This window comes from Pseudoalteromonas sp. Xi13, assembly GCF_003952205.1.
In the GTDB taxonomy this organism is placed as follows: Bacteria; Pseudomonadota; Gammaproteobacteria; order Enterobacterales; family Alteromonadaceae; genus Pseudoalteromonas; species Pseudoalteromonas atlantica.
This window is the reverse complement of the sequence record NZ_CP034439.1, coordinates 130,636-142,680: the sequence shown is the minus strand read 5'-3', so window position 1 is coordinate 142,680 and position 12,045 is coordinate 130,636. Positions and strand designations below refer to the sequence as shown.

General features: G+C 41.4%; 7 protein-coding genes and 1 rRNA gene. 3 read left to right on the top strand and 5 right to left on the bottom strand.

The window, feature by feature from the left end; genetic code table 11:
- Positions 1-216: 216 nt before the first annotated feature.
- From EJ103_RS00670 to rhlB, 3 genes are all read right to left on the bottom strand, one after another.
- A 16S ribosomal RNA gene (locus tag EJ103_RS00670) occupies positions 217-1,752 on the bottom strand.
- Between the two features lie 546 nt (positions 1,753-2,298).
- Complete coding sequence (gene gppA / locus EJ103_RS00665) at positions 2,299-3,792, bottom strand: guanosine-5'-triphosphate,3'-diphosphate diphosphatase (protein ID WP_126005489.1); 1,494 nt, start codon at positions 3,790-3,792, stop codon at positions 2,299-2,301.
- A 44-nt stretch (positions 3,793-3,836) separates the two neighbouring features.
- The gene (rhlB, locus tag EJ103_RS00660) at positions 3,837-5,114 is read right to left on the bottom strand and encodes an ATP-dependent RNA helicase RhlB (protein ID WP_024032051.1); all 1,278 of its coding nucleotides are present in this window, start codon (positions 5,112-5,114) and stop codon (positions 3,837-3,839) included.
- 91 nt (positions 5,115-5,205) lie between these two features.
- On the opposite strand from rhlB, the gene trxA reads away from it, so the two are divergent.
- On the top strand, positions 5,206-5,532 hold the full coding sequence (gene trxA / locus EJ103_RS00655) for a thioredoxin TrxA (RefSeq protein WP_004588957.1): 327 nt from the start codon (positions 5,206-5,208) through the stop codon (positions 5,530-5,532).
- Between the two features lie 182 nt (positions 5,533-5,714).
- Positions 5,715-6,974: a transcription termination factor Rho gene (gene rho, locus EJ103_RS00650; RefSeq protein WP_004588958.1), complete on the top strand. Its 1,260-nt coding sequence runs from the start codon at positions 5,715-5,717 to the stop codon at positions 6,972-6,974.
- 223 nt (positions 6,975-7,197) lie between these two features.
- Here rho and EJ103_RS00645 read toward each other — a convergent pair whose 3' ends face one another.
- Positions 7,198-10,011 (bottom strand): tetratricopeptide repeat protein, encoded by a 2,814-nt coding sequence (locus tag EJ103_RS00645; protein ID WP_126005487.1) that lies wholly within the window; start codon positions 10,009-10,011, stop codon positions 7,198-7,200.
- 75 nt (positions 10,012-10,086) lie between these two features.
- Here EJ103_RS00645 and EJ103_RS00640 point away from each other — a divergent pair, with 75 nt between their 5' ends.
- Positions 10,087-10,650: a DNA-J related domain-containing protein gene (locus EJ103_RS00640; RefSeq protein WP_126005485.1), complete on the top strand. Its 564-nt coding sequence runs from the start codon at positions 10,087-10,089 to the stop codon at positions 10,648-10,650.
- Here EJ103_RS00640 and dbpA read toward each other — a convergent pair whose 3' ends face one another.
- Positions 10,651-12,039, bottom strand: coding sequence for an ATP-dependent RNA helicase DbpA (dbpA, locus tag EJ103_RS00635; protein WP_055019977.1), 1,389 nt, complete (start codon positions 12,037-12,039; stop codon positions 10,651-10,653).
- Positions 12,040-12,045: the final 6 nt, after the last annotated feature.

Here is a 12,045-nt window from a genome sequence, read left to right as displayed (position 1 = left end):
TACCAATTAATCATAAATGATTAAATTGGCACTGAATGATACTGCTATCATTCTTTTTTACTTTTGAAAACTCTTGATAAATACGAATATCTATCAGAATTTTATTATCAGCTTTTCCAAATTTTTAAAGAGCATATTAATCAGTTAAACCCAAAGGGTAAAACTAACTAACAATCATCTGTGTGGACACTACGAACAAATAAGTTCTAAATCGTATAAGGAGGTGATCCAGCCCCAGGTTCCCCTAGGGCTACCTTGTTACGACTTCACCCCAGTCATGAATCACTCCGTGGTAAACGTCCTCCCGAGGGTTAGACTATCTACTTCTGGAGCAACCCACTCCCATGGTGTGACGGGCGGTGTGTACAAGGCCCGGGAACGTATTCACCGCATCATTCTGATATGCGATTACTAGCGATTCCGACTTCATGGAGTCGAGTTGCAGACTCCAATCCGGACTACGACGCACTTTAAGTGATTCGCTTACTCTCGCGAGTTCGCAGCACTCTGTATGCGCCATTGTAGCACGTGTGTAGCCCTACACGTAAGGGCCATGATGACTTGACGTCGTCCCCACCTTCCTCCGGTTTATCACCGGCAGTCTCCTTAGAGTTCTCAGCATTACCTGCTAGCAACTAAGGATAGGGGTTGCGCTCGTTGCGGGACTTAACCCAACATCTCACAACACGAGCTGACGACAGCCATGCAGCACCTGTATCAGAGTTCCCGAAGGCACCAAACCATCTCTGGTAAGTTCTCTGTATGTCAAGTGTAGGTAAGGTTCTTCGCGTTGCATCGAATTAAACCACATGCTCCACCGCTTGTGCGGGCCCCCGTCAATTCATTTGAGTTTTAACCTTGCGGCCGTACTCCCCAGGCGGTCTACTTAATGCGTTAGCTTTGAAAAACAGAGCCGAGGCTCCGAGCTTCTAGTAGACATCGTTTACGGCGTGGACTACCAGGGTATCTAATCCTGTTTGCTCCCCACGCTTTCGTACATGAGCGTCAGTGTTGACCCAGGTGGCTGCCTTCGCCATCGGTATTCCTTCAGATCTCTACGCATTTCACCGCTACACCTGAAATTCTACCACCCTCTATCACACTCTAGTTTGCCAGTTCGAAATGCAGTTCCCAGGTTGAGCCCGGGGCTTTCACATCTCGCTTAACAAACCGCCTGCGTACGCTTTACGCCCAGTAATTCCGATTAACGCTCGCACCCTCCGTATTACCGCGGCTGCTGGCACGGAGTTAGCCGGTGCTTCTTCTGTCAGTAACGTCACAGCTAGCAGGTATTAACTACTAACCTTTCCTCCTGACTGAAAGTGCTTTACAACCCGAAGGCCTTCTTCACACACGCGGCATGGCTGCATCAGGCTTGCGCCCATTGTGCAATATTCCCCACTGCTGCCTCCCGTAGGAGTCTGGGCCGTGTCTCAGTCCCAGTGTGGCTGATCATCCTCTCAAACCAGCTAGGGATCGTCGCCTTGGTGAGCCATTACCTCACCAACTAGCTAATCCCACTTGGGCCAATCTAAAGGCGAGAGCCGAAGCCCCCTTTGGTCCGTAGACATTATGCGGTATTAGCAGTCGTTTCCAACTGTTGTCCCCCACCTCAAGGCATGTTCCCAAGCATTACTCACCCGTCCGCCGCTCGTCAGCAAAGTAGCAAGCTACTTTCTGTTACCGCTCGACTTGCATGTGTTAGGCCTGCCGCCAGCGTTCAATCTGAGCCATGATCAAACTCTTCAATTAAAAAGTTTTGTGTCTTTCGACAGCTCAATGAATTCTGAATTTATTTAATATCTTTCGATATTGAATTGACTGTGCTGCAATTCTTTCCTTAAGTAAAACCTAAGTAAGTTATTGCTGTTGGTCACTCAGTTTCAATTGAGACTCTAAATTTGTTTGCCTCACTACCTAAGTAGCTTGGCTGTTAGAACTCAATCTGTACGAGTGCCCACACAGATGATTGCTTTATATTGTTAAAGAACGTTGCGATTAAAGCGTTAAACTTTATCTCGCTAGGGCTGCGCATCTTACGCTTTCCTACTTTTTTGTCAACACTTAATTTTTTAAACTTGAAAGTTTTTAAAACTAAGTTTTACTCGACTCACTGATTGGTTTGCTTGCCTCGCTAAGCGTTGCCTGCTCTGCCGTCTCAGTGGGGTCGCATTATAGGGGGATCCGAAAACAGATCAACCCTTTTTTGAAGAAAACTTGAAATAAATGACTGTTCGCGTGAAATTGAAGCAAAGTGGTTACTTTAAACACTAAAAAGGCCCTTACGGGCCTTTTATATTAGTTTACGATGAGTTTCCAACCGAGTTTACTTTGCAATTTAGACTCTTGTTGTAGCTCACTAGCCATAAGAGGGTGTTCTTTTAACCAGTTATTGGCAAACTTTAAGTCTAAGGTGTCTTTTTCTACAGATAACTCTATTTTAGGAAGTACGTCGTCTTGTCGGCGCATCGATAATATTACGGCAATTCTTAATAACCTAACTAAGTATTGGGTAAGTGTACTATGTGCACCTAAAACGTCGAAGCAGCCTTTTTGAATATCGGAGCGATGCGCATTGGCAACAGCAGCAATCACTTTATGTTCAGATTGTGAAAAACCTGGCATATCGGTGTTTTCTATAATGTAGGCTGTGTGCTTGTGATATTGCTTGTACTCTATTAATAAACCAATTTCGTGTAGTTGTGCTGCGGCTTTTAAAAGCGGCAACGCATTTTCACTAACAAGCGGCCAGCTTTCACCTACTTGTTCTGCCAGTTGAATAACTAAGCTCGATACCCGATTAGCTTGCTTTTGATCAACATGGTAACGGTCCATAAACCCATCAACAGTGCGTTTACGAATGTCGTTGTTATGAAGCTCGGGCACCATACTGTAAAGCACACCTTCGCGTAGTGCACCGCCAGCTAATCCCATTTTTTCAATTTCAAGCGATTCAAATAGCGCAATTAAGATAGCTAGACCAGATACAAAAACTAATCTGCGCTCTTCGCTTAGACCTGGTAAGTCTAGTGCAGCGATAGTGCTAAACGTTATTGATTGCTCTTTTATTTTATTTAGCTTTTCTAGGGTGAGTAGTTCATCTAAGTGTTGCGCAACCATTATTTCTTGAATGGCTTGCACCGTGCCAGAAGCACCCGATGCAATTTGCCAACCTGCTTGTTTATACTCAGGGGCAATTTCATCAATAACTTCGTGGGCAGCTTTGATGGCAGCGTTAAAGTTTGCTTCACTTAATTGGCAATCTTTAAAATAGCGTTCTAAATAAGTAACACACCCCATATTTAAGCTTTTATAGTGCAGTGCCTCAAAGCCCTTACCTATAACGACTTCGGTACTTGCACCACCAATATCAATAACTAGCTGCTTGCCAGTGCATGATGAAGTGTGTGCTACGCCTTTATAAATAGTACGTGCTTCGAGCTCACCACTTATTACATTAATAGTATGGCCTAAGATTTTTTCTGCTTGTGCTTTGAAAACATCGGCATTCGTCGCAAGACGTAATGTGGCCGTTGCTACTATGGTGATATTTTGTTTTGGAATGTCTTGTAGGCGCTCAGCAAAAAGTGCAAGGCACTCCCAGCCTCGCTGCATTGCCTCAGTGCTTAATACGTTATCTTTATCAAGCCCTGCGGCTAATCTTACTTTGCGTTTAACGCGGCCTATAGTTTGTAGGCCGCCAGCAATTGATTTAGCAATTAGCATATGAAAGCTATTTGAGCCTAAATCAATGACTGCATACACATTTTTTTGCGGTTTAAATTGCCCCACCGTTCAAAAACCTCTAGTTACTACTACGTACAGTAACGGCCGAGTTACGACCGTCCTTTTTGGTAACTATTATTTGGGCGACGTCCGTTATTATTACTACGATTACGTGGGCCTGTAGAATAGTTGCGCTTTCTTTGAATAGTAGGCTTTGTTAAATCATCTAGCAATGCGGTTTTATCATAATGTGATAAAGGAATGCTGTGCTCTATATACTCTTCTATTTCATGCAGGTTATAAGCGTACTGCTCACATGCAAAGCTAATTGCATGACCTGATGCGCCCGCACGACCTGTACGGCCTATACGGTGAACGTAATCTTCACAATCATCTGGCAGGTCAAAGTTAAATACATGACTTACCTCAGGGATATGTAGCCCACGTGCTGCCACATCGGTTGCAACTAAAAAGTCTAATTCGCCTTTGGTGAATTGCGCTAATATAGATTGGCGTTTTTTCTGGTTTACATCGCCAGTAAGCATACCTACCCGGTGGCCATCGGCTTTTAACCAGGCATACACTGTTTCACAGCTATGCTTTGTATTGGCAAACACAATGGCTTTCTCTGGCCATTCTTCCTCAATTAAAGTTAATAGCAGCTTAATTTTATCTTCTTGAGAAGGATGAAATAGCTCTTCTTTAATTCGCTTACCTGTTTTAACGTCTGGCTCGATTTGAACGTGCTCAGGGTTGGTCATATGTTCAAAGGCAAGTTCTTGCACGCGATAAGAAAGCGTGGCAGAAAATAATAGGTTTAATCTATCTGCTGTATCTGGCATACGACGGAACATGTAACGAATGTCTTTTATAAAGCCTAAATCGAACATACGATCGGCTTCATCAAGCACAACTACCTCAATTTCATTAAGGGTGTAACAGCCTTGCTTGTACAAATCGATTAGGCGACCTGTAGTACCAATTAAAATATCAACGCCTTTTTCTAATTGTGCACGTTGTTTTTCGTAATCTTCGCCACCATATACTAAACCTAAGTTAAGATTACAGTGCGGCGCTAAAATTTTAGCATCTTTGTGTATCTGAATCGCAAGCTCCCGAGTCGGGGCCATGATCAGGGCTCTTGGGTGTTTACTAGGTGCTTTGCTAGATTGTAATAACCGATGGCACGTGGCAGTTAAAAACGCCAACGTTTTGCCCGTACCCGTTTGTGCTTGGCCCGCGATATCGCGTCCGTCACAAATAAAAGGTAGGCATTTTGCTTGAATGGGTGTGCAATATTCAAACCCACTTTCGGTTAAACCGGCAACCACTTCCGGTGCGATAGCAAAGTCTGAAAACTTTTTATCGGTCAAATGTGTCTTAGTCATAGCGTTTAAGCATAACGTTTAAACTTGCAATAAGAAACAAGAGTGTTTAAATACGCACTAAATATTTCGCCTAACTAAATCGGAGAGCGCAATGAGCGAGAAAATAATCCAAATTACTGACGATAGCTTTGAAGCTGACGTATTACAATCAGACAAGCCTGTACTAGTAGATTTTTGGGCTGAGTGGTGCGGACCTTGTAAAATGATCGCCCCTATCCTTAATGAAGTAGCTGATGAATACGAAAGCCGTGTAACAGTTGCTAAATTAAACATCGACCAAAACGCGGGTACACCGCCTAAATTTGGTATTCGTGGTATTCCTACTCTGCTTCTTTTTAAAGACGGCCAAGTAGCTGCAACGAAAGTTGGTGCGCTTTCTAAAACTCAACTTATTGAGTTCTTAGAAAACAATATCTAAGTAATAATTAAAAAAAAGGGCGTTTTTGCCCTTTTTTTGTGTTTATTTTGTATAAAGACTGGACGCTATGCCAGTGAACTGCTAGTTTATAAAGCCAACTAATCCTTAGTTATATTCAACAAACCTCACTCAACTATCAAAGCGATTTTGAGTATGACAATTGTAATAAAGAACCCACCAATATGCATTTACGCGAATTAAAAGACAAGTCTATAAAAGAACTTGTAAACTTAGCTGAGTCCATGGGGCTCGAAAACGTAGCCCGCTTAAGAAAGCAAGATATCATTTTTGCTATTCTTAAAGCACACGCCAAAGGCGGAGAGAACATCTTCGGTGGCGGTGTACTAGAGATTTTACAAGATGGTTTTGGTTTTTTAAGATCATCAGAAGCATCTTACTTAGCTGGCCCAGATGATATTTATGTATCTCCAAGCCAAATTCGCCGTTTCAGCATGCGTACTGGCGATTCTATTTCAGGGCTTATTCGTCCACCTAAAGATGGCGAACGCTACTTTGCTTTATTAAAAGTAAATGAAGTTAACTTCGATAAACCTGAAAACTCTCGCACTAAAATTCTTTTTGAAAACCTTACCCCGCTACATGCAAACGAACGTTTTCGTATGGAACGCGGTAACGGCAGTAAAGAAGACATTACCGCTCGTGTACTTGATTTAGCATCTCCAATTGGCCGCGGCCAACGTGGTTTGTTAGTAGCACCGCCTAAAGCGGGTAAAACAATGCTACTGCAAAACATTGCACAATCAATTACTCACAATCACCCAGATGTTACATTAATGGTTTTACTTATTGATGAGCGTCCGGAGGAAGTAACCGAGATGCAACGCCTCGTTAAAGGTGAAGTTATTGCATCAACGTTTGATGAGCCAGCTTCTCGCCACGTACAAGTTGCAGAAATGGTTATTGAAAAAGCAAAACGTTTAGTTGAGCACAAAAAAGATGTGGTTATCTTACTTGATTCAATCACCCGTTTAGCGCGTGCTTACAACACTGTTATTCCTTCATCAGGTAAAGTACTTACCGGTGGTGTTGATGCTAACGCACTGCACAAGCCTAAGCGCTTCTTTGGTGCTGCACGTAATGTTGAAGAAGGCGGTAGCTTAACAATTATAGCTACAGCACTTATCGACACGGGCTCTAAAATGGATGAAGTTATCTACGAAGAGTTTAAAGGTACCGGTAACATGGAACTACACTTAAATCGTAAGATTGCTGAAAAGCGTGTATTCCCTGCCATCGACTTTAATCGCTCTGGTACGCGTCGTGAAGAACTACTTACTAAGCCAGATGAGCTACAAAAGCTGTGGATTTTACGTAAGATTGTTCATGAAATGTCAGAGATTGATGCAATGGAATTCTTAATTGATAAGCTTTCTATGAGCAAAACGAACGATGAATTCTTCGATTCGATGAAACGCCAATAAGCGCGTTTTCGTTACATAAAAAAAGCGCCTAGGGCGCTTTTTTTATGTGTAAACGACTAATACCAATCGGCTTAGATATTTAGCCTTTCTAGCATACTAAATAAAGCGTTAATGGCGTTATAAATTTCTTATGTAGAACAACTAGGTGTCAAAATTCATGCCTTATGACCACTCTATTTATCTGTCGCTATAAATGTCTAATAACCTAACACGATTGGTATAATTAACTCTCGTTATATTTTTTAAGTACACGCTGTAATTCATCTACAAGCTTTTGAATGTGTTCTTTACTTTGGCTTTGTTTATTGAGTAAAGCCATATCGAGATTTTTAGCAGCCTTGGCAATATCGTCTAACGCAAACATTTGCGCAGCACCTAAAATACGATGGCTGTCTTTTTGTAGTGCCTCTAGGTCATTACTATTATGGTGCTGACTTATGGTTTCGCTTTCAAACGTGAAGCTTTGCTTAAAACTTGTTACTAAGTCGCTCATGTCTATCTTAGCTGTATAGGCTGCCTCTTGTTTTGCTTCACCTAAATGCTGGGCAAGGGTGTTATAAAACGCGTTTTTATCTAGTGGCTTACCTAAATACCCTGTAAACCCTAGCGCAAGATAATCATCAACTTCATGGCTCATTGCATTGGCCGTCAAAGCAAAAATAGGCGCTTGAAAGCCGCACTGTTGCAACAACGAAAACGCAGCACGCCCGTCCATAATAGGCATTTGTATATCAAGTAGCACGAGGTCTGGGTATATTTGTAGGCACTTCTCAACCGCTTGCTCGCCATTTTCTACCGCAATAACTTCAAGCCCCATAGAACGTAAATAGCGACTTATGAGTCTGCGATTGTCGGGATGATCCTCAGCCAAAACTACGCGCCCGGTTAACTGCTTCATCTGTTTAGCGGCGCTTACATGTTCGTACTCATCTGGCTCTTTTTCAACTTCTATACAGGGTAAAAACAGCGAAAACTGACTTCCGCGTTTAAACTCACTTTGTACGCTAATGTAGCCGCCCATCATAGAGGCTAGCTGTTGAGACAAACTAAGCCCTAACCCGGTGCCACCAAAGCGGCGGCTAATACTGTTATCGGCTTGGCTAAAGCATTCAAATATTTGTTTTAGCTGTGATGAATTCATGCCAATACCGGTGTCTTTAACTATAAAAACAAGTCCTTGCTCGGTTTTGTTTAAAGACACAACAACCTGTCCCGCCAGAGTAAACTTAACGGCATTAGCACATAAATTAATGAGTATTTGCTTCACCCGCATTAAATCAAGCTTGGTATAAAACGCATTGCCTACATGGTTATCAAAACGGATTTGTAAATGCTTTGCCTTAGCCTGCGTAATAAACATGGCATGTACATCGCTAACTAACTGCACTATGTCAAAGCACGAAATATTAAGCTCTAATCTGTTTGCTTCTATTTTACTTAAATCGAGTACGTCATTAATTAAACTTTTTAAGTGATCGCTATGTCGTTGAATTATTTTTAATTCGTCTTGTAGGTTTTCAGGCTCGTACAAACCATTAATTAAATCATCTGTTTGACCTAAAATAGCGGTAAGAGGGGTTCTAATTTCATGGCTAATATTTGCCAAAAACTGGCTTTTAACATCATTTGCTTCTCGTAGCTCTTGGGCAATAGCTTGTAGCTCTGCTGTACGCTGCGCAACTTGTTCTTTTAATAACTGCTTGGCACGCTTTTCGGCGCCCCGACGATAAAGCGCGGTGCCCGTTACAATTACTAAAAATAATAAAACAAAAATAAAAACTGTAAGCTGCGAACGTTGGCTCATTTTTAACTTTTGTACTTTTCGTTCTTGCTTAAGCTTTTGAATTTCTTGATTTAACTGAGTAGCTTTAAACTGATTTTGTAATACAGCTAAGGCGCTGGTAATTGTTTCGCTATTTATACCGCGCTGCTCTGCTACAAACTTTTCGTGCAGAGTTAATGCCTCAGCGTAGTTGCCTTTGCTTGCCTCTAGGAGCGAACGCGTACCAAAAGCATCTCGCTTTATACGCACACTATTATATTGTGTGGCCAAATCGGTTGCTTTATCTAAGCTTTTTTGCGAATCAGCAAGCTCGCCTCTCACAAATTGTATTTTAGCCAGTGCATGTAAGGCGTTAAGCTCTAAACTGTGATTAGCAATTTTAAGGGCATTTTGCATCCCCAATTTAGCTTGCTCGTAGGCAACATCCACGTTATTAAGAATTAAATTGATGTTTGCTAAATTAGTATATTGGGTAGATAACTTATTATAATCATTGGTATAAATATAATAGCGCAGTGCCATTTGGTAATAATGCAGCGCTAAATCAAATTGCGAACTTTCGTAGTAAGCAACCCCTAAATTATTGTTAACTTGCGCTATACCGCTGGTATCAGCTAATTTTTGATAAACTTTAAGTACTTCTTTATAAAATAAAATGGCGCTTTCGTAACGTGATAACCTAATGTACACCCCTGCTATATTTAGCAAAATATCAGCTTGGTCTTGAGCACTGCCCTTTTTCTCATAAATCTCCTTTGCTTTTAAATAATATTCGAGCGTTAGCTCCATATTATTCATTTCGAAGTACGCTAAACCAATATTACTAAGCAGGTTTGCAAGCTCTACTTGCTTATTGTTTTTTTCAACAATCACCATGGCGCGGCTATATTCAACAATAGCTTGCTGAAAATATCCCTGAAAATAAAACACAACGCCTTGCATTTTAATGGCTCTAAAGTGCATATCTGGTAGGTAGTTTAAGGAAGTGTGCTGTTCTAATTTTTTAAAATACAGCAGGGCATTTTCAAAATCATCTGAGGAGAAGGCTAAATCGGCAAGTTCAGAATACACAATGACCTTTTGGGATTCTGTAATATTTTTTGCTTCAAGCAGTGCATTACCGAGCGTGAGTTTTACATCCCACTGCTGCTCTTTTTTAAATTCATCAAATAAAGATACACTATTTTGAGCAAAGCTTGGCAGTATGAACACACAACATAAAACAAATAAAAGGCACTTCAATTTGCCTTGCATAATATTATTCCTTCAAACTTTAGCTTTAGTCAGTGTAATCTTTATTGAAGATACACAACAAAACGAGTGCAAACAATGCTTAACCCCCTGATTGATGAGATTTTTGAGCTACTTTTAACTCAGCGTGTTTGGAAAGTTCATACCTTAGCTGCAACACTCGCTCAACAAGGGGTGTTACCACCTTTAGATGCAAACCCTGAGCAAAATTTATTTAAAAAGAATTTTTTAATTATGAATGCTTTATTTGAGCTGCAAACACAGCTATTACCCAAGCACTTAATTATATCGTCATTACATATTGAACTTGTAGAGCCAAGTAGCAATGTAGCAACGCAATCCCATTTAAAAAGTTACTATTTAAACTGGGAAAACTACGACACCAATGCCAAAGACATAGAGGCATTATTAGATAGTTTTTGGCAGCAATTTAGCCCACTAATAAAGCAACCAGTTGGGCATATTGAGTCATTACTTAAGGCTTGGCAATTACCGCCAAACTTTAGCCTGGCTATGCTACAAAAGCGCTGGCGGCAATTGGCATTAAAACATCATCCCGATAAGCAAACTGGGAGTGCATGTAAATTTAGACAAATAAGAGCCGAGTATGAGCAGCTAAAGCTAGCTGCTCAAAACAGGTAATTAACGGGTAAGGCGACGGGCACGAATTTTACGCCCTTTAATATTGCCCTCGGTTAATTTACGTAGCGCAGGTTTTGATGCATTGCGCTCAACGGCTACAAAGGCGACGTTATCGAGTACATTTATTTTACCTACTTGGCGTCCTGCAACACCATCTTTGCCAGTAAGTGCACCTAAAATATCACCAGCGCGCACTTTTTGCTTTTTGCCCGAGTCGATCATTAGGGTAACCATTTCAGGCTTGTAAGGCGGCTTTTCTAATAAACTAAAAGCAGGCATTGGCTCTGGCAAAAAGTCTCGTTCGTAATGGTCGCCTATTTGCGCCACTTTAAACTGCTCAGCTTCACCGTAAATAGAGCACGCAATGCCTTTTTTACCCGCTCGGCCTGTACGCCCTACACGGTGCACATGGGTTTGTGGGTCGTGTGCTAAGTGGTAATTTATTACCATATCCATGTCGTCAATATCTAAGCCTCGCGCGGCAACATCGGTAGCAACTAATATTGAGGCACTTTTATTAGCAAAATGAATTAACGTACGTTCGCGATCACGCTGCTCTAAATCACCGTGCAACGCCACTGCGCTAAAGCCTTCACTTGCTAAATCATCACAAACTTGTTGTGTTTCTACCTTGGTATTACAAAAAACAACACAGCTTTGTGGTGTAAATTTAAGTAGTAATAATTTAAGTGTTGAGTAACGCTGTTTGTTGTTATCCATTTTGTAAAAGTATTGCTTTATTGTGCTTTTTTCTTGCTCTTCTTCTACTTTTATCATCTCTGGATTTTTTAATACGCGCTTTGCAATAGCTTCAATTGCACGCGGAAAGGTTGCACTAAATAACAACGTTTGACGATTTTGCGGTATGCGCTCAATAATGGCATCAAGGGTATCTTGAAAACCCATATCAAGCATTTGATCTGCCTCATCAAGTACCAGCGTTTCAACATCGTCTAAACGCAGTGTGCCTTTACGAATATGATCGTCCACTCGCCCAGGTGTACCCACAATAATGTGCGCGCCATGCTCAAGCGAGCCTATTTGTGGGCCAATAGAAACCCCGCCACACAAGGTTAAAATTTTAATATTGTGAATACCACGAGCAAGTTTACGCATTTCTACCGCCACTTGCTCAGCCAGCTCGCGCGTAGGACAAAGTACAAGCGATTGAATACGAAAACGTTTTACATTTAATTTAGCTAACACACCTAAACTAAAAGCAGCTGTTTTACCTGAACCCGTTTTTGCTTGCGCAATGATATCTTTACCTGCCAAAACCGGCGGTAAGCTTTGCGCTTGTACAGGCGTCATTTGCGAGTAGCCAAGTGTTGATAAATTATCAACTAAACCAGCAGGTAAAGCCAAAGATGAAAATGCAGTAGAAGTCACAATTAA